This is a genomic window from Noviherbaspirillum sp. (assembly GCF_036846085.1).
GTDB lineage: Bacteria > Pseudomonadota > Gammaproteobacteria > Burkholderiales > Burkholderiaceae_D > Noviherbaspirillum.
In genome coordinates this window covers 16,892-42,068 of sequence record NZ_DAIUCO010000004.1, presented here as the reverse complement: position 1 = coordinate 42,068, position 25,177 = coordinate 16,892, and the positions used below count along the sequence as shown (strand labels likewise).

At 55.8% G+C, this 25,177-nt stretch carries 26 protein-coding genes and 1 tRNA gene; 15 read left to right on the top strand and 12 right to left on the bottom strand.

Going from position 1 to position 25,177, the window contains the following annotated elements; all coding sequences use genetic code 11:
• Positions 1-46: 46 nt before the first annotated feature.
• The gene (locus tag V7080_RS01035; RefSeq protein ID WP_334186532.1) at positions 47-583 is read left to right on the top strand and encodes a hypothetical protein; all 537 of its coding nucleotides are present in this window, start codon (positions 47-49) and stop codon (positions 581-583) included.
• A 109-nt stretch (positions 584-692) separates the two neighbouring features.
• Here the strand turns inward: V7080_RS01035 and minE are convergent, their stop codons facing one another.
• The 4 genes from minE to V7080_RS01015 all read right to left on the bottom strand — a co-directional run bounded on the left by minE (position 693) and on the right by V7080_RS01015 (position 3,501).
• On the bottom strand, positions 693-953 hold the full coding sequence (minE, locus tag V7080_RS01030; RefSeq protein ID WP_326860078.1) for a cell division topological specificity factor MinE: 261 nt from the start codon (positions 951-953) through the stop codon (positions 693-695).
• 1 nt (position 954) lies between these two features.
• Complete coding sequence (gene minD / locus V7080_RS01025) at positions 955-1,770, bottom strand: septum site-determining protein MinD (RefSeq protein ID WP_334186531.1); 816 nt, start codon at positions 1,768-1,770, stop codon at positions 955-957.
• 28 nt (positions 1,771-1,798) lie between these two features.
• Positions 1,799-2,578: a septum site-determining protein MinC gene (gene minC, locus V7080_RS01020; protein WP_334186530.1), complete on the bottom strand. Its 780-nt coding sequence runs from the start codon at positions 2,576-2,578 to the stop codon at positions 1,799-1,801.
• A gap of 392 nt (positions 2,579-2,970) precedes the next feature.
• Positions 2,971-3,501, bottom strand: coding sequence for a hypothetical protein (locus V7080_RS01015; protein ID WP_334186529.1), 531 nt, complete (start codon positions 3,499-3,501; stop codon positions 2,971-2,973).
• Between the two features lie 349 nt (positions 3,502-3,850).
• Here V7080_RS01015 and phbB point away from each other — a divergent pair, with 349 nt between their 5' ends.
• Positions 3,851-4,597, top strand: a complete 747-nt coding sequence (phbB, locus tag V7080_RS01010; protein ID WP_334186548.1) for an acetoacetyl-CoA reductase — start codon at positions 3,851-3,853, stop codon at positions 4,595-4,597.
• 76 nt (positions 4,598-4,673) lie between these two features.
• Here phbB and V7080_RS01005 read toward each other — a convergent pair whose 3' ends face one another.
• From V7080_RS01005 to V7080_RS00995, 3 genes are all read right to left on the bottom strand, one after another.
• Positions 4,674-5,537, bottom strand: a complete 864-nt coding sequence (locus V7080_RS01005; RefSeq protein WP_334186547.1) for a Crp/Fnr family transcriptional regulator — start codon at positions 5,535-5,537, stop codon at positions 4,674-4,676.
• A 408-nt stretch (positions 5,538-5,945) separates the two neighbouring features.
• Positions 5,946-6,590 (bottom strand): response regulator transcription factor, encoded by a 645-nt coding sequence (locus V7080_RS01000; RefSeq protein WP_334186528.1) that lies wholly within the window; start codon positions 6,588-6,590, stop codon positions 5,946-5,948.
• A gap of 8 nt (positions 6,591-6,598) precedes the next feature.
• Complete coding sequence (locus V7080_RS00995; RefSeq protein ID WP_334186527.1) at positions 6,599-7,732, bottom strand: PAS domain-containing sensor histidine kinase; 1,134 nt, start codon at positions 7,730-7,732, stop codon at positions 6,599-6,601.
• Positions 7,733-8,309: 577 nt separating this feature from the next.
• Here V7080_RS00995 and V7080_RS00990 point away from each other — a divergent pair.
• Entirely contained in the window at positions 8,310-8,759 is a 450-nt protein-coding gene (locus tag V7080_RS00990) for a DUF2721 domain-containing protein (RefSeq protein ID WP_334186526.1), read from the top strand.
• A gap of 537 nt (positions 8,760-9,296) precedes the next feature.
• Here V7080_RS00990 and V7080_RS00985 read toward each other — a convergent pair.
• Positions 9,297-9,372: transfer RNA gene (locus tag V7080_RS00985), tRNA-Asn, on the bottom strand.
• 86 nt (positions 9,373-9,458) lie between these two features.
• Positions 9,459-10,673: an amino acid aminotransferase gene (locus V7080_RS00980; RefSeq protein ID WP_334186525.1), complete on the bottom strand. Its 1,215-nt coding sequence runs from the start codon at positions 10,671-10,673 to the stop codon at positions 9,459-9,461.
• A 118-nt stretch (positions 10,674-10,791) separates the two neighbouring features.
• Between V7080_RS00980 and uvrB the strand changes: the two genes are divergently transcribed.
• From uvrB to iscX, 12 genes are all read left to right on the top strand, one after another.
• A complete protein-coding gene (uvrB, locus tag V7080_RS00975) occupies positions 10,792-12,888 on the top strand; it encodes an excinuclease ABC subunit UvrB (protein WP_334186524.1) in 2,097 nt (698 codons plus the stop codon).
• Positions 12,889-12,908: 20 nt separating this feature from the next.
• Positions 12,909-13,700 carry a uracil-DNA glycosylase gene (locus V7080_RS00970; protein WP_334186523.1) on the top strand — a complete coding sequence of 264 codons (792 nt, stop codon included), beginning with the start codon at positions 12,909-12,911 and terminating at the stop codon, positions 13,698-13,700.
• Between the two features lie 199 nt (positions 13,701-13,899).
• A complete protein-coding gene (locus V7080_RS00965; protein WP_334186546.1) occupies positions 13,900-14,406 on the top strand; it encodes a low molecular weight protein-tyrosine-phosphatase in 507 nt (168 codons plus the stop codon).
• Between the two features lie 226 nt (positions 14,407-14,632).
• The gene (locus V7080_RS00960; RefSeq protein ID WP_334186522.1) at positions 14,633-15,574 is read left to right on the top strand and encodes a hypothetical protein; all 942 of its coding nucleotides are present in this window, start codon (positions 14,633-14,635) and stop codon (positions 15,572-15,574) included.
• Between the two features lie 189 nt (positions 15,575-15,763).
• Positions 15,764-16,225: a Fe-S cluster assembly transcriptional regulator IscR gene (iscR, locus tag V7080_RS00955; RefSeq protein ID WP_334186521.1), complete on the top strand. Its 462-nt coding sequence runs from the start codon at positions 15,764-15,766 to the stop codon at positions 16,223-16,225.
• Between the two features lie 14 nt (positions 16,226-16,239).
• A complete protein-coding gene (locus V7080_RS00950; protein WP_334186520.1) occupies positions 16,240-17,493 on the top strand; it encodes an IscS subfamily cysteine desulfurase in 1,254 nt (417 codons plus the stop codon).
• A gap of 54 nt (positions 17,494-17,547) precedes the next feature.
• Positions 17,548-17,949 carry a Fe-S cluster assembly scaffold IscU gene (gene iscU, locus V7080_RS00945; protein ID WP_334186519.1) on the top strand — a complete coding sequence of 134 codons (402 nt, stop codon included), beginning with the start codon at positions 17,548-17,550 and terminating at the stop codon, positions 17,947-17,949.
• A 51-nt stretch (positions 17,950-18,000) separates the two neighbouring features.
• The gene (iscA, locus tag V7080_RS00940) at positions 18,001-18,324 is read left to right on the top strand and encodes an iron-sulfur cluster assembly protein IscA (protein WP_326509036.1); all 324 of its coding nucleotides are present in this window, start codon (positions 18,001-18,003) and stop codon (positions 18,322-18,324) included.
• An 82-nt stretch (positions 18,325-18,406) separates the two neighbouring features.
• Entirely contained in the window at positions 18,407-18,922 is a 516-nt protein-coding gene (gene hscB, locus V7080_RS00935) for a Fe-S protein assembly co-chaperone HscB (RefSeq protein WP_334186518.1), read from the top strand.
• A 52-nt stretch (positions 18,923-18,974) separates the two neighbouring features.
• Positions 18,975-20,852, top strand: a complete 1,878-nt coding sequence (gene hscA, locus V7080_RS00930; RefSeq protein WP_334186517.1) for a Fe-S protein assembly chaperone HscA — start codon at positions 18,975-18,977, stop codon at positions 20,850-20,852.
• Positions 20,853-20,903: 51 nt separating this feature from the next.
• Positions 20,904-21,242 (top strand): ISC system 2Fe-2S type ferredoxin, encoded by a 339-nt coding sequence (gene fdx / locus V7080_RS00925; RefSeq protein ID WP_334186516.1) that lies wholly within the window; start codon positions 20,904-20,906, stop codon positions 21,240-21,242.
• Positions 21,243-21,280: 38 nt separating this feature from the next.
• Positions 21,281-21,475: a Fe-S cluster assembly protein IscX gene (gene iscX / locus V7080_RS00920; protein WP_334186515.1), complete on the top strand. Its 195-nt coding sequence runs from the start codon at positions 21,281-21,283 to the stop codon at positions 21,473-21,475.
• 108 nt (positions 21,476-21,583) lie between these two features.
• On the opposite strand, the gene V7080_RS00915 is transcribed toward iscX, so the two are convergent.
• The 3 genes from V7080_RS00915 to prfB all read right to left on the bottom strand — a co-directional run bounded on the left by V7080_RS00915 (position 21,584) and on the right by prfB (position 25,138).
• Complete coding sequence (locus V7080_RS00915) at positions 21,584-22,294, bottom strand: glycine zipper 2TM domain-containing protein (protein WP_334186514.1); 711 nt, start codon at positions 22,292-22,294, stop codon at positions 21,584-21,586.
• Positions 22,295-22,473: 179 nt separating this feature from the next.
• On the bottom strand, positions 22,474-24,003 hold the full coding sequence (gene lysS, locus V7080_RS00910; protein ID WP_334186513.1) for a lysine--tRNA ligase: 1,530 nt from the start codon (positions 24,001-24,003) through the stop codon (positions 22,474-22,476).
• Positions 24,004-24,033: 30 nt separating this feature from the next.
• Positions 24,034-25,138 (bottom strand): peptide chain release factor 2 gene (gene prfB / locus V7080_RS00905; RefSeq protein ID WP_334186512.1). Its coding sequence is split into 2 segments (ribosomal slippage): positions 24,034-25,056 and positions 25,058-25,138, totalling 1,104 coding nucleotides; the frame shifts between segments, so codons are not numbered across the junction.
• Positions 25,139-25,177: the final 39 nt, after the last annotated feature.

The window sequence follows — 25,177 nt, the reverse complement described above, 5'->3', positions numbered from 1 at the left end:
ATTCGCATCGTCAGTGGTGTGCATGCTTCGGTTGGCATCATTCATCATGTCGCCACTGGCGATGAAACCTTTTGAGCGCCATCACACATGGGATTGGTCAGCGCAGGCAATTTGTGCAAAGTCGGCCCGGACAGGAAAGCGTCACGCACCCAATCCTCTTCCTGCATCACGGCAACAACCGGAACTTCATGTAGGCATCGTCATCCAACAGGCCCGTTACAGTCGATGTAACTCGCCTAACAGGAGCTTCATAATGATGCAAATCAATGAAATTCAACAGCGATTCAATCAGGTTGAGCAAACCATCCATACCGCATCCCAGGCTTGCCAGAACGCCATTCTTCTTCCGATGGATCTGAAGGATTGCATCCAGCAGCTGGACGAGAAATCCGGCGAAGCCAAGATGAAAATGCAGCAGACGCAGGATGAGCAGCAAATCCGTCAGTGTATCGACGACCTCGAACAGCTGGGCGACAAGGCCAAGGACGCATGCGAACGCGCACCTTCGCTAGACGACGAGATCAGGAATGCAGTGATGCAGGCGCACCGTGAGCTCTCCGACCTGAAGCATCAGATACATTAATCTCCTGCCATGACGCAAAAAGAAAAGGGCATGGTCCTGTTACGGTGCCATGCCCTTTTTGCGTATTGCGCCGGCTGGATGACGCCGGTGCGCATTGGCGCAGATGCGATTACTTCGTCGCCACGTCTGGCAATACCACGTTCACATCCAGTACTTCCAGATTGCCCTGGCGATCCAGGGAAATCTTGATGTCGTCCGGATCGACCTTCGCATATTTCGAAATGACGGCGATCAGTTCCTTGTGCAGCGCAGGCAGGAAGTCCGGGCCGTCCAATCCGTTGCGCTCGCGGGCGATGATGACCTGAAGCCGCTCCTTCGCGGCAACCGCTGTCTTCGGCTTGGTATTAAAGAGGAATGAAAGTAGCGCCATGTTACTTGCCCTTAAAAAGCCGCTGGAACAGGCCGGGTTTTTCGTAGGTCGTGAAACGAAGGGGAATGTCCTGTCCGAGAAAGCGCGATACGACATCCTGATACGCTTCCGCGACATCGGTGCCGGTCATGTGGATCGCCGGATTGCCCTGGTTGGACGCATGCAGCACCGACTCGGATTCCGGGATGATCCCGATCAGCGGAATGCGCAGGATTTCCTGTACGTCGGTGTATGACAGCATCTCGCCCGCTTCGACGCGCTTCGGTACGTAGCGCGTCACCAGCAAATGCTCCTTCACCGGAGCGCCGCCGCTCTTGGCGCGCCGCGACTTCGCCTGAATGATGCCGAGAATACGGTCCGAGTCCCGCACCGAGGAGACTTCAGGATTGGTCACAATGACTGCTTCGTCAGCGAAGGTCAGCGCCATCACCGCGCCATGCTCGATGCCCGCCGGAGAATCACAGACGACGTATTCGAAGTCCATCTTCGCCAGGTCCTTCAACACGCGTTCCACGCCTTCTTCCGACAACGCATCCTTGTCGCGCGTTTGCGAGGCCGGCAGCACGAACAGGTTCTCGCAATGCTTGTCCTTGATCAGCGCCTGGTTCAGGGTGGCTTCATTGTTGATGACGTTGATCAGGTCATACACCACACGGCGTTCGCAGCCCATGATCAGGTCGAGATTGCGCAGGCCGACGTCGAAGTCGATCACTGCCGTCTTGTGTCCGCGCAGAGCCAGGCCGGAGGCGAAGCTGGCGCTGGAAGTGGTTTTGCCGACTCCGCCTTTACCGGACGTTACAACAATGATTTTTGCCACAAACAAACTCCTTTCGATATTGAATGAACTAGGCCCGGGTGTGAATCGGCAGCACGTCGATGCGATCGCCGTCGAGGCGAACCTGCGCCGGCTTCATCGCAATCTCTTTCGGCAAACCGTTTTCAAAAGTACGGTAGGTGCCCGCAATGGATACGAGTTCGGCTTCCATGCTCAATGCGAAAATCCTCGCGTCGGCATTGCCGCTGGCGCCGGCCAGCGCCCGTCCGCGCAAGGGCGCGTAGATGTGGATGCTGCCGTCAGCGATCAGCTCGGCGCCACTGTTGACGACTGCCGTCACGATCAGGTCCGCGCCGCGCGCATAGATGCGCTGGCCGGCACGTACCGGCGTATCCACGATCATCGCGGCGGCGGATTGCTGAGGCATGGGCGGCGGAGGAGCGGGTTCGGCGATGGCTGGCGCGGGTGCGGCCACGGGGGCAGGCGCTGGCGCAGGCACAACTTCCTCGTCTAATTGCTGCCGTGGCTTGGCGACCACATCGATGCTTAACCCGTGCGCGACGATGTCTGCTTCCATGGCGGCCGGTGCATGGCGTACCGCTACCAGGTTCAGGCTATAGGACTTGAAAAGGCTGATCAGCGCCGGCCAGTCGACGGTATGCCCGGACAAGTCGCATCCGGCCAGGTCGATCACCGTGAATTCATGATCGAAGTAATCAGCCGCGCCGCCGGTCATGCTCCTTAATGCGGCATCCAGAAGGGCAGGGTCGGTTTCCCGCAGTAGTGCGGATACCGCGACCACTGTCGAGATTTTCATTTCTATCGGCTTGCTGGCTTGGTTCTTTGACATAAAAACGATTGGTGAATGCACTTTCGGTCCGCCAATGCGGCGCAGGCTGCGACGGCATTGTAAATGCAAACGCGCCGATAACCGCAAAATGAAACGGGCCGCAACAAATGCGGCCCCGAAAAACCTCGAAAATTATGGGATTTTCAATCCAATTGAACAATCGCCCGCGATTTAGTCCGATATGTTGGCGTCGTCTACCGGACTGACGCGAACGTTATGACTCTGGGCGAGGCCGGTCCCCGCATATCGGCGGCAATTATAACGCTGTGTGGCAGCCCGCTTCCCCGGTGGACGCGAAGCCATTGAGCGAGGAGCCCGGAAAGGTGAGTGGAACGTGCACGGGTACGCTGCCGGCAGCCTGCTGGTGACGGCAGCAGCGAACAGGTGCGGTCTCAGCGCATCGAGATCTTCTCGCCCAATCGCCAATACTTGCGAAGCATCTCATCCACATGGTGATCGGCGCCGGCGGACATGCATGTCCACACATTCCCCTTCCGCTCGAAGCGGTGCATGCGTCTTGACCTGACGTTGACTTCCTGGATGGGCAAGCCGAGCATGCCATAGGCATCGACCTCCGCGGATGCATTCGGGTCTTCTTTAAAGAACAGCCAATCGTGGACAAATCTGGATTGAAGTCGCTCCAGTTCATGACATACCGTTTCCGGCATCGGGCAGCGGATGCGGTCACCAGCCGGCGGGTAGTCGATTGTCCATGGGCTGTACACATCGTCCTGCACGCTTCGATACAAATGCATGGCGTGTTCGGCGTAGAAATTCTCGACGGTGAAGAACGCCGCTGAAAAATAATCCTTCTTCGCTTCCATGTGCCAGCCATGGATGTCCGCAACGGATGGAATATAGAGCGACGCGGTGACATAACCGGGCCGTTCGGGCGAATAGCAAATGGTGAATCTGGGCTGCATTGGTTTCTGCTCCAATCAGTCGGACCTGGCTGTGCTGAACAGCGTCCAGTATCAAGCCGCATCCGTTATTGTTTTGGTGCTTCCCTTTGCTTGCTGCTTTACCTTTGCGTCTATGTGTAGACCTTTGCCGCCATGCCGGGTTCATATTCCAGGCGCTGCGACGGGATGGCGGTCTCTGCCGACGCCACGGACGGCCATGCGGATCAGTCAATGCCGAACTATTCCTTCCTCCCTGAATCGAAAACGAACCTCGGTTGGTTAATGAGTTCGTGTGCTCGTGCATTCCGTTTATTGGCGGAAGCACCTGACCGTCTTGAGAATAATGAGGAGACGCAAAATGGCACCAGACATGACATCGCAGAAGGTTGCGCTTGTGACAGGCGGGATGGGCGGACTCGGCGAAGCGATCTGCCGGAGCTTATTCCGCAAGGGGTACCGCGTTGCAACAACTTATTCTCCACACAACGACCGAGCGTCGACCTGGCTGAGCAACCAGGCAAAGGAAGGATTCACCTTTTCGGCTTGTCGGGTGGATGTCGCCGATTTCGATTCCTGCAGCGCCGGTGTGATGCAGATTCTTTCCGATTTGGGGCGCATTGACATCCTTGTCAACAATGCAGGTATCACACGCGATTCCACCTTCAAAAAAATGAGTTATGACGATTGGCGGATCGTCAGGCAGACCAACCTCGATAGCGTCTTCAACATGAGCAAGCTGGTCATGCATGGCATGCTGGAAAACGAATGGGGCCGAATCATCAATATTTCATCGGTGAATGGCCAGAAAGGCGCTTTCGGACAAGCAAACTATGCCGCCGCCAAGGCGGGAGTACACGGCTTTACCAAGGCGCTGGCTCTGGAGGTGGCCTCCAAGGGCATTACGGTGAACACCATATCGCCCGGCTACTTGCGGACAAACATGGTCATGCAGATTTCGCGGGATGTGCTGGAAAATAAAATTTTGCCGCAAATTCCACTCGGGCGTCTTGGTGAACCGGACGAGGTTGCCGCTCTAATTGCTTATCTATGCTCGGACGAAGCTGCTTTCGTCACAGGCGCGAACATTGCGATCAATGGCGGCCAGCATATGCAGTAGTGCCAAGGAAAAATGCCCTGTCGAGACTATCGACAGGGCATTTCGCGATGAGGCGGAAACCGGATTGATGCTTTGATCAGACCGACGCGAGTCCGGTCAAATCCGACTCGGGTGGCTGTTTCTGCGACGCCGCCAGTTTCGATTTCTTTGCGGCGACCTGCTTTGCCCGCGAGCTGGACGGCGGCAAACGGCGCAGCGTCTTCAGGGCATCCGCATCCTTGATGCCGATAGACCGCTGATCGACCGTAATCAAGCCGATTTCATTGAAGGCTGACAACGTGCGGCTCACGGTTTCCAGTGTCAGGCCAAGGTAGCTGCCGATTTCATGGCGGGTCATCCGCAGGTTGAACAGCTTGCTGGAATACCCCATTTCGGCATAGCGTTCGGACAGTGATACCAGGAACCGGGCCACGCGTGCCTCCGCGCTTAATGCACCAAGCATGCTGACCATTGCCTGCTCGCGTACGAGCTCCCGGCTCATCACGCTATACATGGCATGCTCGAATTCCACATGCACGCGGCCGAGAGCGGTCAATTTCTTGAATGGCAGAAGGATCAGGTCGCAATTGGACAGGGCGACTGCCTCGGATGCATAACGTTTGGTATGGATGCCATCGACGCCAAACAGGTCGCCCTTCATCGGGAAGCTGAGAACTTGCTCGTTCCCGAATTCATCGATCAATACGGTCTTCAGGAACCCGGAATGCACGATATAGAGGGTATCGAAAGGCTGGCCGATCGTATGAATACGCTGTCCAGTTTTGAATTGCACATGCTGGAACTGCAGTTCTTCATCCGTATGCGCTGCGGCATGCGGAATACGCAATACGTCGCACAACTCCTTCAGATTCGACCACAATTTCCCTTGGCGCTGCCAAGCTGCGTCAACAGAAGATGAGTGCAAAGCCGAATTCGGGGAATCGGAACGGATTTCAGACATTTGCGTAGATAACATAGTCATCTCCTATTTCAAGATAGAGCAGAATTCAGATGCGGTACGACATCCGTAGATGTCTTCGTAAATGGGTGCAGGCCGATGTGGTCTCCAAAACACCATCAAGCCTTGAATATTTGGAGCGGCAATTGAGTTGCCTGTCGGGATGCTTATTGCGTGTGCTCAGTATCGCAAGCACCATGCACATTTACTATCGGTCGTGGCTGAATCCGGGTGTAGGAAGCGAGAGCGACTTGTAGGAATATTCTTACAAGCGAAAGTGGAATTTACTGAGGCAGGAGGTCAGACAAATAAAGTCAATAAAAAAGACGTCTCAACGTGGACTTTGTGGGAATTTCACAACGGCTGCCGGGGTTTGTACTATTTTCAATTCTTGGCAGTGTCATAAACCAGCTAGTTTTTCAGCGGGCCAAGCAAACGGTGCTGGACGGCATACTGCACCATTTCTGCCAGCGAATTCATGCTCATCTTTTGAAGAATTCGGGTTTTGTGTGTGCTGACCGTTTTTGCGCTTAAATGCAGCGAGTCGGCGATCTCGGTGATGGATTTGCCGCTGACCAGTAACGTGAATACTTCGAATTCACGGTTGGAAAGCTGCTTATGCGGCAGTTCCTCGTTGGTGGGCATGGCGTCCATCGCCAACTGTTCGGCGACTTCCAGGCTGATGTAGGGACGTCCGGCGGCCACCTTGCGAATTGCGCTGACCAGCTGCGTGCCGGCGCTTTCCTTGGTGAGATAGCCGCGTGCGCCGGCCCGAATGGCACGGACCGCGTACTGTTCTTCCTCGTGCATGGTCAGGATGAGGATGGGCAGCTTCGGCACCTCATCCTTGATCTGCCGGATCAATTCGACGCCGCTGCGGCCCGGCATTGACAAATCCAGCATCAGAAGATCGAAACCGCCCTTGCGGACATGGGCCAGCGCTTCGAAACCATCCACGGCTTCGCCAACCACTTCAATGTCCTCTGCGCCGTCCAGAATACGCTTGAGCCCCTCTCGCATGATCGTGTGGTCATCAGCGATAACGATTCGAATCATAGGTTCTTCTAGTGAATGGGAAAGGAATCGATCGGAATGGATACGGAAATCTCCACCCCATGCGGGTTAATGTTGCCGATCGTAATTGTACCTCCTAATATGAAAATCCTTTCCCTCATCGTCATCAACCCATAGCAACCGGGTTTATTCTCGTTTCCGGCAGCAATGCCTTTGCCGTTGTCCCGCACCGTCAACTCAAGTTTGCTGCCATTTCGCAGCAGGATCAGTTCGACCTGGCTCGCCTCGGCGTGCCTCTCGATGTTCAGGAGCGCTTCCTGTAAGACCCGAAAAACGGCAGATTCAATCGGATCGCCCAGTTTGCTTTGAACGCCTCCAAGGATAAGCTGACAAGCGACGCCTGTCCTCTTCTGAAAATTGTCGGTCATCCACTCCACGGCAGGAATCAGGCCAAAATCGTCGAGCAGGGGTGGCCGCAAGGTTGACGCCATTGTCTTCGTCATCGTGATGACCTTGTCGAGCATGCCTTGCATTTGCGCAACTCTGGCCGGTACGCAGGCATCCGTGTCCGGGAGGCTGTTTTCCAGCCAATCCAGGTCGAGCTTAAGGACGCTTAATCGCTGCCCGATATCGTCATACAGCTTCTTGGAAAACCGCCGTTTTTCCACTTCATTCGTCTGCTGCGACGACACGGCGAGTTTACGCAGATCGGCGCGCCGGACAGGGCGTTTCTTGGTCTCGAAAACGGTCAGGACCTTATCCTCCTGCAGAACCATGACCAGGAAGGACTCGCCTTGTACAGTTGCACGGGATGCGCTGGCATTGACGGGAATCTCTTCGCCGCTTACATGCAAACCCTTCAACCCAACCTTCATCTTGCGGCCATTCACGTGAATCGACGCCAGGCGCGCCATTCTGCGGCGCTGTTCCGCCCCGAGATGCGGCGGCAGCAGTACATCCACCGATTTGTTGAGCAGATCCTGCGCGGGATACCCAAACATCCGTTCGGCAGTTTGGCTGATCAAAACGATCTTGCAGCGCTCATCAAGCACCACTACGCCTTCCGTCGTGGAATGGACCAGGTTCGACAGCGAAGAGCCTGCCTCAATGGCAGGAAAGCGCGGACTTGTCGTCGCGACGTTATGAAAACGTAGGGAAAACTCGGGTTCCAGATAAGTCGTCATTGCGGATCTCTCTTGCTGGCATGTTGTAACAATGATCGGGTATCAAAAGGGCGAGTGTCATTACCGAAGGTATGCTCTCATGGGGTGACCGTACATACGCAGGCGCGCCCCATGCAGATCAGCGGGCGGAATGACGCTATTCCGCCCCATTCTTTTCGATCTTCGGATGAGCCAACTGCACTCGTTTTCACGATCGGAACCGATGTCCAACAGGCCAAGTAGTGTGTATAGCGCGGATTTAGGTTTCACGCGTTGCATTTGGTCAAATCTGTCTCACTCAACGCTTTTGGGTTAACCCGCCATGGCGAAGCCGTCACCGACGATGCGATTGCCAGAGCAAGCTTCACAAGTCAGCTGCAATGGCACACATCAGATCAAGAACGTGACTATCAACGTTGTTGACGGCTCCAGCTTGATTTGGCTTCCTTCGCAGATGTGACAGCGTCCGATTGCGCTAGGGTCCGCTTATTAGCATTTCCGGAATCGATAAAAATCAAACGCCTGTCAAATTCTTTTGTCGCCAGTGTCAACTGATAGACTAGGTCCACTCCTTCTCACCTGCGGATTCTTGTCCACTATGGAAATACAGCTCGGCGACATTGGTCACATTATTCAATTGGCAATTGCGCCGGTATTTTTGCTGACAGGGGTGGGAACCAAGCTGACCGTATTGACCAATCGCTTGGCGCGCATCATCGATCGTTCTCGGGTATTGGAAGACAGGGTCAATACGGCTGGCATGGCCGACATGACAGACGCCTTGGCCGAGTTGGAGACGCTGTATCAACGAGCAAGACTGATCAATCGGGCCATTACTCTTAGCACCATCTGTGGACTACTGATCTGCATGGTAATTGCAACGCTATTTGTAGGCGACGCACTCAACTTGGCTCTGGCGCAAGTGATTGCACTGTTCTTCGTGCTCGGCATGCTTTCCCTGATCGGCAGTTTTGTCTACCTGCTACGGGAAATATTTGTTGCAACGAAAACACTTTCGATGCGCCATTTTTCTTCCAGGAAGAAATGACGGCTCGATGATTCCTGACCGGATCTGGAAATTGAGGCTTTTGCCAATGCATTGATCTGACACTTCTTGTTCTTGGAGAGAGCATGCCGAGATTCATTCGTTGCCCGATGGAGCCCTAGAACCGACAAGCTGGTGTCAGTGACTATTGTCAACATTCGTTTTCGCAAAACTGGTGAAATAACCAGGAAGGAATGGTAAAAACGGAGACAGACGTGATAACAGCAATACTTTATGTGCTAAGTGTCGTCGCTATCTCATGGATTGCCGGAATTGTCATCAGTGCGCTGCTGGAGCTAGAGGATGCGCCCTGGCGCTGACATCACTGAGCAGCCGTCTGGCGCGGCTGCCTTGTGACGCATTCCCTGGTGATCTCAATTATTGCGGGTATGCCTGTTAGTGGCGATCGATCGACATGTCCATGCGCACACACGAAGCCCGATTGACAAAGGTATGCCCTCGCCAAGTAAAACAAATCAGCGCAAGCAGAACTGCCTAAAGAAAAAGGGCCTACATTTGCATGTAGGCCCTTGTATTCTGTGGCTCCCCGACCTGGACTCGAACCAGGGACCTGCGGATTAACAGTCCGTCGCTCTACCGACTGAGCTATCAGGGAACAGAGCAGCTATTATAGGCGCGTTTCTTTGCTCCTGTCAAAATTTTGCGAGCAAAATTTTGAAAACACTTTTTCGTTGAAAGAAATCAAAGCAGGCTTGCGATTGCGGCGGCAATCGTATCCACGTTTCGCGAGTTTAGTGCCGCGACACAGATACGGCCGGTATCGACGGCATAGATCGAGTGTTCGTTGCGCAGCTTCTCAACCTGCGCCTTGGTGAGGCCCGAATACGAAAACATGCCGCGTTGCTGAATCACGAAATCGAAATCATGACCTGGTGCTTTTTCTTTCAGTTTTGCCACCAATGCCTGGCGCATCTCGCGAATACGGACACGCATCCCGGCAAGTTCTTCCTCCCACAGCTTGCGCAGGTCGGGCGTCGATAGTACGGTCGCAACCACTTGTCCGCCGTGGATAGGTGGATTGGAATAGTTGGTGCGCACCACGCGCTTCAATTGCGAGAGGACGCGCGCGGCTTCCTCGCTGCTGACCGCAACGATGCTTAATGCCCCGACGCGTTCGCCGTACAGCGAGAAGGATTTTGAGAAGGAATTGGAAACAAACAGAGGTCCGCCTGCATCCGCAAAGCGTCGCACGACTTTGCCGTCGGCGTCGATGCCGTCACCAAAGCCCTGATACGCCATGTCAAGGAAGGGCACGAGACCACGTTCCGTCACGACCTTGATGACATCGGTCCACTGATCCGCGGTCAGATCGGCACCGGTCGGATTGTGGCAGCAGGCATGCAGCACCACGATGGCGCCGGACGGCATGCTGTTCAACGCACTGAGCATGCCGGCAAAATTGACGCCGCGGGTTGCAGGGTCGTAATACGGATAATTATTGACCGTAAAGCCGGCCGACTCGAACAGGGCGCGGTGGTTTTCCCAGCTCGGATCGCTGATCCAGACCTGTGATGCAGGCGAGAAGCGCTTGAGAAAGTCGGCGCCCAATTTCAACGCGCCGGTACCGCCGAGTGCCTGCACGGTGATTGCACGCTTCTCTTGAACTACCGGGCTGTCGGCACCAAATACAAGCTCTTGCACCGCCTTGTCGTATGCAGCCAATCCCTCGATCGGCAAGTAGGTGCGGGGAGCCGCTTTTTCCATCAGTTGCATCTCCGCTTTCCGCACGCAGTCGAGCAGTGGCACTTTGCCATTGTCGTCGTAATAAACACCCACGCCGAGATTGACCTTGTTCGGGTTCTTGTCGGCATTGAATCCTTCGGTAATTCCCAGGATCGGGTCGCGAGGCGCCATCTCGATGGCGGTAAACAGGGAAGCGGAAGAGGATTGGTTCATCGTGATAACATGAAAAGTTGGCTGCTGAAGTTTTGCTTTGCAGCGGGTTGTATGCGGTGCAAGGCCGTATGTCTCGCGCCGAAGTGCAACTTATTATTCTACCAAAGGTCGAAACCAGATGGCAGATTTATCCCAAGTTCCCAGCACGATTGACGAAGCGAAAATCGTCACTTTCCCGGACTCCCCCTATCGTCTGTACCAGCCATTTCCACCCGCGGGCGATCAACCTGCCGCCATCGCCAAATTGGCGGAAGGCATCGTGGATGGCCTGTCATACCAGACCTTGTTGGGCGTTACCGGTTCCGGCAAAACCTACACGATGGCCAATGTGATTGCCCGAATGGGACGACCCGCTATCGTGTTTGCGCCGAACAAAACGCTCGCCGCCCAGCTCTACAGCGAATTCCGCGAATTCTTCCCGCAGAACGCGGTGGAATATTTTGTCAGTTACTACGATTACTACCAGCCGGAAGCGTACGTGCCGCAGCGGGATCTTTTCATCGAGAAAGACTCGTCGATCAACGAGCATATCGAGCAGATGCGGTTGTCCTGCACCAAGTCGCTGATGGAACGGCGTGATGTCGTCATCGTCGCTACCGTTTCAGCCATCTATGGTATTGGTAATCCGAATGAATACCACCAGATGATTTTGACGCTGCGCGCCAAGGACAAGGTCAGCCAGCGCGATGTCATTGCACGCTTGATCCAGATGCAATACACCCGCAACGAGGTGGACTTCGGTCGTGGTACTTTCCGGGTTCGCGGTGATGTAATTGATGTATTCCCGGCGGAGCATGCGGAACTCGCGTTGCGCATCGAAACCTTCGATGACGAGATCGACAGCCTTCAGTTGTTCGACCCGTTGACCGGCCGTGTCCGGCAGAAGATTCCCCGTTTTACCATCTATCCTGGCTCGCATTACGTCACCCCTCGCACGACCGTGTTGCGTGCGATCGAGAGCATCAAGGAGGAATTGCGGGACCGGCTTGAGTGGTTTCGCAGCCAGAACAAGCTCGTTGAAGAGCAACGCCTCGAGCAGCGTACCCGCTTCGATCTGGAAATGATGGCCGAGATCGGTTTCACAAAGGGCATCGAGAATTATTCCCGGCATCTGAGCGGCGCGAAACCCGGGGAGCCGCCTCCTACGCTGGTTGACTATCTCCCCCAGGACGCCATCATGTTTCTCGACGAGTCCCATGTATTGCTGGGACAGTTGAACGGCATGTATAACGGCGACCGGGCACGGAAGACGAATCTGGTTGATTACGGTTTTCGCCTGCCATCGGCGCTGGACAATCGGCCATTGCGGTTCGAAGAGTTCGAAAGCAAGATGCGTCAGACGATTTTTGTTTCTGCCACGCCGGCCGATTATGAGAAGCAGCATGCCGGACAAGTGGTAGAGCAAGTGGTGCGCCCAACCGGCCTCGTCGATCCATTGATTTCCGTCCGACCTGCCAGCTCGCAGGTCGATGACCTGATGTCGGAAATTACCGAGCGGGTGAAGAAGAACGAACGCGTTCTCGTTACGACGCTTACCAAGCGCATGGCCGAACAATTAACCGAATTCCTCGGCGACAATGGCATAAAAGTCCGGTATCTCCACAGCGATATCGATACCGTGGAACGCGTCGAAATCATTCGTGACCTTCGCCTGGGTACGTTTGACGTGCTGGTCGGAATCAACCTTCTGCGCGAGGGTTTGGATATTCCCGAGGTGTCGCTCGTTGCAATTCTGGACGCGGACAAGGAGGGCTTCCTTCGATCCGAGCGCAGCCTGATCCAGACGATCGGACGTGCGGCCCGTAACCTGAACGGCATGGCGATCCTCTATGGCGACCGTATTACCGACTCGATGCGCCGTGCAATCGACGAAACGGACCGGCGTCGTGCGAAGCAGATCGCGTTCAATCAGGCGAATAACATCACGCCTATTGGAATCCGCAAGGAAATCCGCGAATTGATCGACGGTGTCTACAGTCCGCAAGAGGCGCGTCTCGAACTGCAGGTGGCCCAGGAACAGGTGAAGTACGAGTCGATGAGCGAGAAGCAGGTCAGCAAGGAAATCAAGCGGCTTGAAAAGCTGATGATCGACCATGCGAAGAACCTCGAGTTCGAGAAGGCGGCGCAGGTGCGTGACCAGCTCAGGATCATGAAGGAGCAGCTCTTCGGCGCGCCGGGTTCCGATAACGTCGTGTCGCTCCTTGGCAAGTCGTAGTCGGAGTGGTCTCTCCTACCATGACTGATTCCATACCAAAGCCGATACGCGACGCTGTGCAGCTAGCCGATCGTTCCTGGCAACCGATTCTGGCACAAGCGTTGGCGGCGATGGCGGAGGCCGATCCTGGTTATCTGCCTGCGCTGGTCGAGGATACGTACCTGCCAACCCAGGGCAGGTTGTTCGCCGCATTCATGATTCCCCTCGACGCTGTTCGGTACGTACTCGTCGGGGAGGGGCCTTACCCTAGGGAGGAGAGCGCCACAGGTGTGTGCTTCATGGATGGCGCGGTCAAATCACTTTGGTCCGAGACGGGCTTGTCCAAGCAGGTCAATCGCGCAACCTCGCTGCGCAATTTCATGAAAATGCTGTTGGTTGCGGACGGACGCCTGCAACCGGATAATACGTCCGGCAGCGCGGTGGCGGAAATCGCCGCGGAAGCGCTTTCGCCGGCATCAACCTACATAGCGTCGCTGACCGAACTGCAGGCTAACCTGACCCGCCGCGGATTTCTGTTGCTCAATGCGTCACTGGTATTCCGCCCGGATGTGCCTCCCGTCAAGGATGCAAGGGCATGGCAGCCGTTCATGGAGACGGTGTTCCAGGCGCTAGGCCGGCGAGCAAGCGAGCAGGGCGGAGCCTTGCCGACGCTCGTTCTTTGGGGAAAGATTGCTGAACAACTTCATGCTCTCCCATCCAGCGCCATCTACCCGCGCGCCGTCTCCGAACATCCATACAACCTCTCGTTTATCCGTAATGCGGTCATGCAATCGCTATTCGGGCCAATGAAATTGCTGCACAAGCAAACCTGACCTCCGCGCCTGACTCGTCCGAATCCGGCGCTTTCAAACACTGATAAGTTGTTTTGCATCATGTCTTTATGCGTCGATTTTGGCGATGATGGTCTCATCATGGTTGCCGATCGTGTTTTCGCATATTGCCGGCGTCTAAGAAATTGAGGAGGACGATGCGGTGTTGAATGCATATACAAATACAAGGCCGGAACAGAAAATCAAGCTTTCGCTTCCCAAGGAGCCGTTTTCAATACTTTTCGTTTGTACGGCGAATATTTGCCGCTCACCGACGGCTGAAAGCGTCATGCGCAAGCAGATCGTGGACGCCGGCCTCGAAAAGCGCATCATCGTCGATTCCGCCGGAACGCATGATTACTATGTTGGCGCACCGCCGGACGTTCGTGCGCAGGCCGCTGCCCGCAGGCATGGCTACGATCTGACTTCACTTCGAGCTCGGCAGATCCAGCCGGCGGATTTTGAGGTTTTCGATCTGCTGCTTGCCATGGATATGAACAACCTCGGAATTTTGAGATCGATGTGCCCGCAGCGCTATCTGCCGAAAGTCCGCCTTTTGATGGACTATGCGCGTCGCGAAAGCCCAGCCGTAATTGAGGATCCATTTTCCGGAACTGCCCGGCAATTTGAAACGGCACTGGCTCATATAGAAGAAGCCTGCATGGGCCTGATGGATCTGCTGATGTATGGCCGGATAACGCGGCGATAAGACGGGTGTCTTGCAGGTCTTGCGTCAGCGCAAACCCAATGTAAGGGCACCACTTAGATGTAAAAAGTACAAAAGCTCAACAATGCATTTGTTTCTTGCGGGATACAAAAGCCTTCCTACACTGTCTTTAGACGGCTGATTTTTTCGCCGGGTGCTGAAAACACGAATGGTATGGATATTGCATTAATGTCATTACTTGTCGGGTTGTCATCGTAAAAGCAGAGCTATGAATAAAACTGGCACAGCATTGGCGATTTCGGGTTGGCTTACTTTCGCTCCGGTATGGGCCGAGGTCTTGGCACATACAGAGCTGGTACAGCAGGATATGTCGGCTTTCCTTTACTCTGCATCACTTCCGGATAGGCCGGATGACAAAGTGATGAAAGCGGATGAGGGCACGGGAGCGAAATCAGGACCATGGCCGTCATTCGAAGTGACTGCTTCCGGCGTCGATGTTTACGCGCGGTCGCCGGTCAACGGATTCGATCAGGTTTCTGAAGTCAGCGATCTCCGCAATATGCTTGTCGAGCACTGGCTTGATACTGCCCACGCGCCGTATCGAAAACTTACCCTCGGTTATACGTGGCGCGGTTTGAAATACGAGAGCTCTGCAATTTCTGCTTCGGAGGACCATCAGCCGACAACCTACGAAGGTTTTAAACTGAAGTCCGCCTCCCGCCGGCTTTCGTTCAGTCCGTCTGAAAACTGGACGTTCAGGATTGGCCGTGGCTATGTCAGCAGCCTGGACCAGCTTCGCGCCGACGATCAGGTCAAGCGCACTGCCATCGCGGCGACCTATCAGCAGTTGATCGGCGATGCGGAGTGGCAGACCACATTCGCGTGGGGACGCAATGTCCGGCGTTTTCGCGAAAGAAATACCGGCTATCTGATGGAATCGATATTCAAGGTTCAGAAAGCGCATTCGTTTTTCGGTCGCCTCGAGCAGGTTGGCAGCGATGACCTATACCGGGAGAATCAGTCCTCCCAGCATTCGCTATTCAAAGTCAAAAAGGCCACCATCGGCTATTTCCATGATGTGCGCTTCAACCAGGAAGTGCGTTTCGATGTGGGTGGCTTGATAAGTAAACACCTTGTTTCCTCGGAAACAAATCTCTACGGCACCAATCCCACCTCTTTCATGATGTTCGTGCGGTTGAAATTGCAGTAGCCGCCTTTACCTCCTTCCAGGCCGTTGGCGAAGACAGATTCGCGAGCGGCGGCTCCCATTTACTCCCATAGGTAATCGACATTCAATACCTGACGAATTTACTCAAGTTTGGTATACTTGACTAAATTGTTCAGGAATACCGGACATTATTTGAATTAAGGCAATTTCTAGCCTTGGAGTAATTAAAATATGCGTCTGACGACAAAAGGCCGCTTTGCGGTAACTGCGATGATTGACCTCGCTCTGCGTCAGGACAACGGGCCGGTCACACTGTCGGCGATCAGCCAGCGCCAAGATATTTCGTTGTCCTACCTCGAGCAACTGTTCGGCAAGCTCAGGCGGCATGCGATCGTCGAATCGGTGCGCGGTCCCGGTGGCGGATATACGCTGGCTCGGCGCGCGGAAGAAGTCACCGTCGCCGACATTATCATCGCCGTGGACGAGCCGCTGGACGCAACGCAATGCGGCGGCAAGGAAAATTGCCATGGTTCCGACCATGAGCAGGGTGCCCGCTGCATGACGCATGACCTGTGGGCGACGCTGAATGCAAAGATGGTGGAATATCTCGATTCGGTGTCGCTGAAAGATTTGGTAGACCAGCAGAAACAAAAAAACGTGGTGGTTCTCCACCGGCCGCACGTGGCTGCTTAATTGGAGTGTATGGAATGAACGCCCCCCTGGAAAAGAAGTTGTTGGACACGATCAAAGCGCCGCATTTCCCGATATATATGGATTATTCGGCAACGACGCCGATCGATCCGCGCGTCGCCGACAAGATGATTCCGTATTTGCGCGAGCAGTTCGGCAACCCCGCGTCGCGCAGCCATATGTACGGCTGGAGCGCCGAGAAAGCGGTGGAAGAAGCGCGTGCCCATGTGGCGGCGCTGGTCAAGGCAGATCCGCGCGAGATCATCTGGACTTCCGGTGCAACCGAGGGGAACAACCTCGCCATCAAGGGCGCCGCGCATTTCTACAAGACCAAGGGCAAGCACATCGTGACGGTGAAGACCGAGCATAAGGCTGTGCTTGATACGGTGCGCGAGCTCGAGCGCCAAGGGTTCGAGGCGACGTATCTGCAGCCGCAGGACAACGGATTGATCACCATCGAGCAACTGCAGGAAGCGGTCCGCCCGGACACCATTCTGGTATCGGTGATGCTGGTGAATAATGAAATCGGCGTCATCCAGCCGATTCCGGAGATTGGTGAATTCTGCCGCTCGAAAGGCATCATTTTCCATTGCGACGCAGCGCAGGCCACGGGCAAGATGGATATCGACCTCGAAAAGTGGAAAGTGGACCTGATGACGTTCACCGCCCACAAGACGTATGGCCCGAAAGGCATTGGCGCGTTGTATGTCCGGCGCAAGCCGCGGGTTCGCATCGAGGCGCAGATGCACGGCGGGGGGCATGAACGTGGATTGCGGTCCGGCACATTGCCGACGCATCAGATCGTCGGCATGGGCGAAGCCTTCCGTATCGCAAATGAAGAAATGCATGACGAAATCGAGCGCGTAAAAGCGTTGCGCGACAGGCTTGCAACGGGCTTGCAGGAAATCGAAGAGGTATATGTCAACGGCGACATGGAAAACCGTGTGCCGCATAACCTGAACGTCAGTTTCAATTACGTTGAAGGCGAATCGCTGATCATGGCGATCAAGGATATTGCCGTGTCGTCGGGTTCGGCTTGCACGTCGGCCAGCCTCGAGCCGTCGTATGTGTTGCGCGCGCTCGGTCGCAGCGACGAGCTGGCCCACAGCTCGATTCGCTTCACGATCGGCCGCTTCACGACGGAAGAGGATATCGATTTCACGATCCGGCTGATCAAGGAAAAAGTAGCGAAGCTGCGCGATCTGTCACCCTTGTGGGATATGCACAAGGAAGGCATCGATATCAGCACGATCCAATGGGCGGCGCACTGACCTGCCGCTCCCGCCTTGCAGAAGGCGACAACTGAATAACTTAAGGAGCTTCAAATGTCTTACTCTGAAAAAGTTCTCGATCACTATGAAAACCCGCGCAACGTAGGCGCCTTTGACAAGGGCGACGAGTCGATCGGTACCGGAATGGTCGGCGCGCCGGCATGTGGCGACGTCATGAAACTGCAGATCAAGGTTGGTTCGGACGGTGTCATCCAGGATGCGAAGTTCAAGACCTACGGCTGCGGTTCTGCAATCGCATCTTCTTCCCTGGTGACCGAATGGGTGAAGGGCAAAACGCTGGACCAGGCGCTGTCGATCAAGAATACCCAGATCGCCGAAGAACTCGCCTTGCCGCCGGTGAAGATTCACTGCTCCATCCTGGCTGAAGATGCCATCAAGGCGGCGGTGCAGGACTACAAGGCGAAACATGGAACGGAATCCGAGCAAGCGGCATAAACGGATTGCTTCGGATTTGAATGACCTTACTTGTTGAACGCATTCACGATTATGGCAATTACACTGACTGAAAAAGCTGCGAAGCATATCAACCGCTACATCGAACGGCGCGGGAAGGGTATCGGTTTGCGTTTCGGCGTAAGAACCACCGGCTGTTCCGGCCTGGCGTATAAGCTCGAGTATGTGGACGAAAACGCCCCGGAAGACAGTGTCTTCGAGTCCCACGGTGTGAAAGTGTTCGTCGATCCGAAAAGCTTGCCGTATATCGACGGGACGGAGCTGGATTTTGCGCGCGAAGGCTTGAACGAAGGTTTTAAGTTCAACAACCCGAACGTGAAGGACGAATGCGGTTGCGGAGAAAGTTTCCGCATCTGAAGATCCGCATTCCGGTGACGCCGGGATGCACTGTTTTGACAAGGCCTGTTGAAGTATGGACAGGCTTTTGTTTTAGGTAACCATGCAAAACCACTTCGAACTTTTCCATCTTCCGGAACGCTTTGCCATCGACCTCTCGGCGCTGGATAAGGCTTATCTCGAAGTGCAGAACCAGGTGCATCCGGATAAGTTCGCCAGTTCGGGGGATGCCGAGAAGCGGGTCGCAATGCAATGGGCAACGCGTGCGAACGAGGCGTATCAGACGCTGAAAAACCCTTTCCGCCGCGCCGCCTATTTGTGCGAACTGAACGGTGTCGACCTGCAAATCGAATCGAATACGGCAATGCCTGCCGCTTTCCTGATGCAGCAGATGGAATGGCGTGAAGCGCTGGACGATGCCAAGGCGGCAAAAGACGTTGGCGCGCTGGAAGACCTCGAAAAGGACTTGCGTGCTGCACGCACGGCGGAGGTCGACCGTATCGCCGCGCATCTTGATAACAAGGATTTTGACCGGGCTGGGCAGGCCGTTCGGCAATTAATGTTTCTGGAAAAATTCAGCGAAGAAATCGGGCGCGCCTTTGAAGTGCTGGATGCCTGATCTCTACTATATGAGCGCCCTTTGATGGAGCTCGCAACTGGCGAATATAACAATGGCTTTACTTCAAATCTCCGAACCTGGCATGTCGACTGCGCCTCACCAGCATCGGCTGGCCGTCGGCATCGACCTCGGCACGACCAATTCGCTCGTTGCTACCGTGCGCAGCAGTATTCCGGAAGTGCTGGCCGATGAAGAAGGCCGCACCTTGCTGCCGTCCATCGTTCGCTATCTGCCGAACGGCCATGCGCACATCGGCTACAAGGCACAGGCAATGCAGACGACCGATCCGAAGAACACCATTGTTTCGGTAAAGCGCTTCATGGGCCGGGGTTTGAAGGATATCGCCTACGCTGAAAACCTTCCTTACGATTTCCTGGATACGCCCGGTATGGTGCAGTTGAAAACCGTTGCCGGCGTCAAAAGTCCGGTAGAGGTATCGGCGGAAATCCTGGCGACGTTGCGGCAGAGGGCAGAAGACGCGCTCGGTGATGAACTCGTCGGTGCGGTGATTACGGTGCCTGCCTATTTCGATGATGCGCAGCGGCAGGCTACCAAGGACGCGGCAAAGCTCGCAGGCTTGAATGTGCTGCGTTTGCTGAATGAACCGACTGCCGCTGCGATTGCGTACGGTTTGGACACTGCGTCGGAAGGCGTCTACGTCGTATATGACCTGGGTGGCGGCACGTTTGACGTTTCCATTCTCAAGCTGACAAAAGGTGTATTTGAAGTCCTGTCTACCGGCGGCGATTCGGCGCTCGGCGGAGACGACTTCGACCATCGCGTGTTGTGCTGGATGATCGAGCAGGCGAAGCTGGCGCCATTGTCGGACCACGATACCCGCCTGTTGATGGTCAAGGCGCGGGAGGCGAAGGAGCTGCTGTCGTCGAATGCCGAAACACATATCGATGCTGTGCTGGGTTCCGGTGAAGAGGTGCATCTGACACTGACCGCGAAGGTCTTTGCAGAGATCACGGCGCACCTCGTCAACAAAACCATGACGCCGACTCGAAAAGCGTTGCGCGACGCGAACCTGTCGGTGGATGATGTCGACGGCGTTGTCCTGGTCGGCGGGGCCACCCGCATGCCGCACATCCGCAAGGCGGTCGGCGAGTTTTTCAAAACCACGCCGCTGGCAAATATCGACCCGGATAAAGTGGTCGCGCTCGGTGCCGCGATACAGGCCAACCTCCTGGCCGGCAATCGCGCGGCCGGCGATGACTGGCTGCTGCTCGACGTGATCCCGCTTTCATTGGGCATTGAGACCATGGGCGGACTGGTAGAGAAGGTCATTCCACGTAATTCCACGATTCCCTGCGCCCGCGCCCAGGAATTCACGACCTTCAAGGATGGCCAGACTGCAATGGCAGTTCACGTTGTGCAAGGTGAGCGTGAACTGGTCAGTGATTGCCGCTCCCTGGCGCGATTTGAGTTGCGCGGCATACCCCCGATGGCTGCCGGTGCCGCGCGTATCCGGGTGACATACCAGGTCGATGCGGACGGCCTGCTGTCCGTGTCGGCGCGCGAACTGCGCTCCGGTGTCGAAGCATCGATTTCGGTGAAACCATCGTACGGACTGGACGACGGCGATATCGCAAGAATGCTGCAGGACTCGTTTGCGTCGGCGGATATCGATATGCAGTTGCGCGCTCTGCGCGAGGAGCAGGTGGAAGCGGAACGGATCGTGCTCGCGACACAGTCTGCGCTGGATGCGGACGGCGAACTCCTGTCGGAAACAGAGCGCGGCGAGGTCCTTGCATTGCTCGACGCGGTACGCGGCCAGATGCAAGGGACGGATCATCTCGCCATCAAGGCTGCAGTGGAGGCGCTTGCGCACGGCACCGAGGAATTCGCTGCCCGGCGCATGGATCGCAGTGTGCGTACTGCATTGTCGGGCAAGACGCTCGATGAGGTCACGCAAGGCCCGCAATGAATATCTGATAGCAGCCTTTCTTCAAGACATCAATAAGTAAAGAGGTTTCAAGTGCCCCAAATCGTTGTACTTCCCCATGCGGTGCTGTGTCCGGAAGGCGCAGTCATTGAAGCGCCAGCCGGCAAATCGGTATGCGACATATTGCTCGACAATGACATCGATATCGAGCATGCATGCGAAAAATCATGTGCCTGCACAACCTGTCACGTCGTGGTGCGTGAAGGATTCGAGTCGCTGAACGAGCCTGCCGAAAAAGAGGAAGATTTACTCGACCGGGCGTGGGGACTTGAAGCGACGTCTAGATTGTCGTGCCAGGCGATTCTGGCGGACGAGAATCTCGTCGTGGAAATTCCGAAATACACGATCAACCACGCCAGTGAAAATCACTGAGCCACTGAAAACAGAGAGAAGACCAAGCGGGAGCAATCATGAAATGGACAGATACCATTCGCATTGCGGAAGCATTGCACGACAAGTTTCCGGACGTTAATCCATTAACCGTCCGCTTCACCGATTTGCACAAATGGGTTTGTGAACTGGATGAGTTCGATGACGACCCGAACCGATCCGGCGAGAAAATTCTGGAAGCGATCCAGATGGCCTGGATCGAGGAAAGCGAATAAGCGCTGCATCCGTCAGCCTGGTTTTCCTGCTGCGCGACCCTCGACAGACAACGCGCGGAAGCAAAAAAGGCGGCACTGCCGCCTTTTTTGTTTGATTGACTAGCCTGCTTAAGCGCGCGAAGTCAGCTGGCCATTCACGACGCGTACGCGATCGCCGCTATTCCAAACCGGCTGCTGGGAATACGGGAAGCTGCGCACCTCGCCATTTTCCATGCGAACATGAACCTGGTACGACGTCACGGAGCGCGTCCGCTTTTCCACTTCGTTACCTGCATAGCCGCCACCGACTGCTCCCGCCACAGTGGCGATCTTGCGGCCATTGCCGCCTCCAACCTGATTGCCCAGTACGCCGCCGAGAACTGCGCCGGCGACCATGCCGATGCCGCTCGGTTGCACCTGCTGCTGAATGGCCTGTACCGACTCGACGCGACCGCAGCTGGTGCAGATGCTCGGCGCCTGAGCGACTTGGGTGCTGGTTCCGTAGCTCGAACGGTCGTGTGACTGCTGGGGCTTCTGGACCGGACGCGGAGCGTAACTGCGAGGCTGCGGCGCGGGTGCGACTTTGGGCTTCTCTTCGGTCGGTTCCGCGGCTGCAAGCTTGGTGTCTTTTGCATCCAGCAGCGCCGCCGGAGATGTGGCGGCCGTTGCGACCGCCGGTGCTGTCGCTGGCGTAATCGCGGCTGAAGGAGATGCGGTGCTGTGAGAATTGGGGATGAGTCCGGTGATGGCCGCGACACCTGTCAGGCTGACCAGCATGACCGATATGGCAGCACCGGCGATCAGTGGATGAATGCGGTTTGTTGTTTTGCTTGCTTCCATTATGAACCTCCTTTGGTATGCATCTTCTGAACCATGCACGTGGACAAATTATCGGAGGTGGCGTCGAATGAAAAAAGCCCTTTAGTGTGTCAGCTGTAAGCCTTTGTAACCCTGTTTCCCGTCTGCACATTCTCAAAAAAAGGACGCCCAAGGACGTCCTCGTTGCTGCCGCGGAAAAATCAGTCTTCACGCCGTAGATGCGGAAACAGGATCACGTCTCGAATATTCGGCGAATCGGTGATGAGCATCATCAAACGGTCAATGCCAATGCCGCAACCGCCAGTCGGCGGTAATCCGTACTCCAGTGCGCGGATGTAGTCGGCGTCGAAGTACATCGCCTCCTCGTCGCCGGCATCCTTGGCTGCGACCTGCGCCTGGAAACGTGCAGCCTGGTCCTCGGCATCGTTTAGTTCCGAGAAGCCGTTGGCAATTTCGCGGCCGGTAATAAACAGTTCGAACCGCTCCGTAATCCCGGGTATCGTGTCGGACGCACGTGCCAGGGGAGATACCTCGACGGGATAGTCGACGATATAGGTCGGTTCCCAGAGTTGCGCTTCGGCCGTTTCCTCAAACAGCGCAAGCTGCAGCGCGCCCAGGCCGGCATTGGCCAGCGGCGAGACGCCGAATTTTTTCAGTTCCGACCGCAGGAACGCCGCATCCTGCAATTGTTCGCTGCTGTAATGCGGAGCAAACTTGTTGATCGCTTCAACAATCGTCATTCGATGGAACGGCTTGCCGAGATCGAGCTCGCGCCCCTGGTAGGTAAGGCAGGCGGTACCGTGCGCATCGATCGCGGCCTGCCGGATCACGGCTTCGGTGAAGTCCATCAGCCAGCGGTAATCCACGTAGGCGGCGTAGAACTCCATCATCGTGAATTCCGGGTTGTGGCGCGGTGAGACGCCTTCATTGCGGAAATTCCGGTTCACTTCGAAAACCCGCTCGAAGCCGCCCACCACCAGCCGCTTCAGGTACAGCTCCGGTGCGATGCGCAGGAACATTTCCATGTCCAGCGCGTTGTGATGGGTGATGAATGGCTTGGCTGCCGCGCCACCCGGAATGGTATGCAGCATCGGCGTTTCGACTTCCATGAAGCCGTGTTCCGACATGAAGCGGCGGATCGACGACATCGCGGCCGTGCGGGCCTTGAATGTGCGGCGGGTTTCTTCGCTCATGATCAGGTCGACATAGCGCTGCCGGTACTTCATTTCCTGGTTGGACAGGCCGTGAAACTTGTCCGGCAAGGGGCGCAGCGATTTGGTCAGCAGGCGCAGTGTCGTGACTTTCACCGTCAACTCATCGGTCTTGGTCTTGAACAGCGTGCCTTCGATGCCGAGGATGTCGCCGAGATCGTAGTGACGGAAGGCTTCCATTTCCGCTTCACCGGTTTTGTCGGACGTGACGTAGAGCTGAATGCGTCCGTCCGCTTTTTGTCCCGAGGCGTCCTGCAAGGTGGCAAACGCGGCCTTCTTTCCCGCTTCGCGCTTGAGCATCATGCGGCCGGCGATGCTGACCTGCACTGCCAGCGCTTCAAGCTCTTCGCGGCCCATGTCGCCGTATTGCGCCTGAAGATCGGCGGCCTTTTGCTGCGGTCGGAAGTCGTTCGGGAATGCGACGCCTTTCTGGCGGATCGCGGCGAGCTTGGCGCGTCTTTCCGCGATGATGGAATTTTCGTCTTCGACTGGCGCCGTGTTCTGGTTATCGGTTGTCATGAAATGATTTGGTTGAGATAGGGAGCTTGCTTACACACCTTGCTTGAGTGATGCGGCGATAAAACCGTCGAGGTCGCCGTCGAGCACTGCCTTGGTGTTACCCATTTCGAAATTGGTGCGCAGGTCCTTGATTCGGGACTGGTCCAGCACATAGGAGCGGATCTGGTGACCCCAGCCGACATCGGTCTTCGAGTCTTCCAGTTTCTGCTGTTCGCTCATGCGCTTGCGCAGCTCCAGTTCGTACAGGCGGGATTTCAGCATTTCCCATGCCTCGGCACGGTTGCGGTGCTGGCTGCGGTCGTTCTGGCACTGGACGACGATGCCGGACGGCGCGTGCGTCAGGCGCACGGCTGAGTCGGTCTTGTTGATGTGCTGGCCGCCCGCGCCGGATGCGCGGTAGGTATCCACGCGTACGTCCGCAGGGTTGATGTCGATGTCGATGGATTCGTCCACCTCCGGGTAGACGAAAATGCTCGAAAACGAGGTGTGCCGCCCGTTGGCGGAATCGAAGGGCGACTTCCGCACGAGGCGATGCACACCGGTCTCGGTGCGCAGGAACCCATAGGCATATTCACCCTCGATCTTGAGAGTGGCGGTCTTGATGCCGGCCACCTCGCCATCGGACTGCTCGAGTATCTCGGCCTTGAAACCCTTGCGCTCGCAATAGCGCAGGTATTGGCGCAGCAGCATCGATGCCCAGTCCTGCGCTTCCGTGCCGCCGGCGCCGGCCTGGATATCGATGAAGCAGTTGTTGGGGTCCATCGGATTCGAAAACATGCGGCGGAATTCCATGCCTTCCACCAGTTTCCGCAACTCATCTGCATCCTGCTCAATGGCAAGAAGCGTATCTTCGTCCTGTTCCTCGCGTGCCATCGCGAAAAGATCGCTGGCGTCGCGAAGATCGGTATCAATCTTGGTGAGGGTGTGAACGATCGCTTCCAGCGATTTTTTTTCCTTGCCCAGATCCTGGGCGCGCTTCTGGTCGTTCCAGACGTTGGGATCTTCCAGTTCAGCGTTGACTTGTTCCAGTTTCTCCGACTTCACATCGAAGTCAAAGATACCTCCGTAGTTCGGCTTCGCGGGTAGTGAGGTCCGCGAGGAGGGCGGAGAGGGCGTTGAGGCGTTCGGCTTCCATAATGATTTCTTGTGCGGTCAAACCGGGAATTATACCCGA

Excerpts from the sequence above, each read along its gene's own strand:
- V7080_RS01035 (WP_334186532.1), top strand. The coding sequence starts at position 47 with ATGTCGCCACTGGCGATGAAACCTTTTGAGCGCCATCACACATGGGAT.
- minE (WP_326860078.1), bottom strand. The coding sequence starts at position 953 with ATGGCGCTACTTTCATTCCTCTTTAATACCAAGCCGAAGACAGCGGTT.
- minC (WP_334186530.1), bottom strand. The coding sequence starts at position 2,578 with ATGTCAAAGAACCAAGCCAGCAAGCCGATAGAAATGAAAATCTCGACA.
- V7080_RS01015 (WP_334186529.1), bottom strand. The coding sequence starts at position 3,501 with ATGCAGCCCAGATTCACCATTTGCTATTCGCCCGAACGGCCCGGTTAT.
- phbB (WP_334186548.1), top strand. The coding sequence starts at position 3,851 with ATGACATCGCAGAAGGTTGCGCTTGTGACAGGCGGGATGGGCGGACTC.
- V7080_RS01005 (WP_334186547.1), bottom strand. The coding sequence starts at position 5,537 with ATGTCTGAAATCCGTTCCGATTCCCCGAATTCGGCTTTGCACTCATCT.
- V7080_RS01000 (WP_334186528.1), bottom strand. The coding sequence starts at position 6,590 with ATGATTCGAATCGTTATCGCTGATGACCACACGATCATGCGAGAGGGG.
- V7080_RS00995 (WP_334186527.1), bottom strand. The coding sequence starts at position 7,732 with ATGACGACTTATCTGGAACCCGAGTTTTCCCTACGTTTTCATAACGTC.
- V7080_RS00990 (WP_334186526.1), top strand. The coding sequence starts at position 8,310 with ATGGAAATACAGCTCGGCGACATTGGTCACATTATTCAATTGGCAATT.
- V7080_RS00980 (WP_334186525.1), bottom strand. The coding sequence starts at position 10,673 with ATGAACCAATCCTCTTCCGCTTCCCTGTTTACCGCCATCGAGATGGCG.
- uvrB (WP_334186524.1), top strand. The coding sequence starts at position 10,792 with ATGGCAGATTTATCCCAAGTTCCCAGCACGATTGACGAAGCGAAAATC.
- V7080_RS00970 (WP_334186523.1), top strand. The coding sequence starts at position 12,909 with ATGACTGATTCCATACCAAAGCCGATACGCGACGCTGTGCAGCTAGCC.
- V7080_RS00960 (WP_334186522.1), top strand. The coding sequence starts at position 14,633 with ATGAATAAAACTGGCACAGCATTGGCGATTTCGGGTTGGCTTACTTTC.
- iscR (WP_334186521.1), top strand. The coding sequence starts at position 15,764 with ATGCGTCTGACGACAAAAGGCCGCTTTGCGGTAACTGCGATGATTGAC.
- V7080_RS00950 (WP_334186520.1), top strand. The coding sequence starts at position 16,240 with ATGAACGCCCCCCTGGAAAAGAAGTTGTTGGACACGATCAAAGCGCCG.
- iscU (WP_334186519.1), top strand. The coding sequence starts at position 17,548 with ATGTCTTACTCTGAAAAAGTTCTCGATCACTATGAAAACCCGCGCAAC.
- iscA (WP_326509036.1), top strand. The coding sequence starts at position 18,001 with ATGGCAATTACACTGACTGAAAAAGCTGCGAAGCATATCAACCGCTAC.
- hscB (WP_334186518.1), top strand. The coding sequence starts at position 18,407 with ATGCAAAACCACTTCGAACTTTTCCATCTTCCGGAACGCTTTGCCATC.
- hscA (WP_334186517.1), top strand. The coding sequence starts at position 18,975 with ATGGCTTTACTTCAAATCTCCGAACCTGGCATGTCGACTGCGCCTCAC.
- iscX (WP_334186515.1), top strand. The coding sequence starts at position 21,281 with ATGAAATGGACAGATACCATTCGCATTGCGGAAGCATTGCACGACAAG.
- V7080_RS00915 (WP_334186514.1), bottom strand. The coding sequence starts at position 22,294 with ATGGAAGCAAGCAAAACAACAAACCGCATTCATCCACTGATCGCCGGT.
- lysS (WP_334186513.1), bottom strand. The coding sequence starts at position 24,003 with ATGACAACCGATAACCAGAACACGGCGCCAGTCGAAGACGAAAATTCC.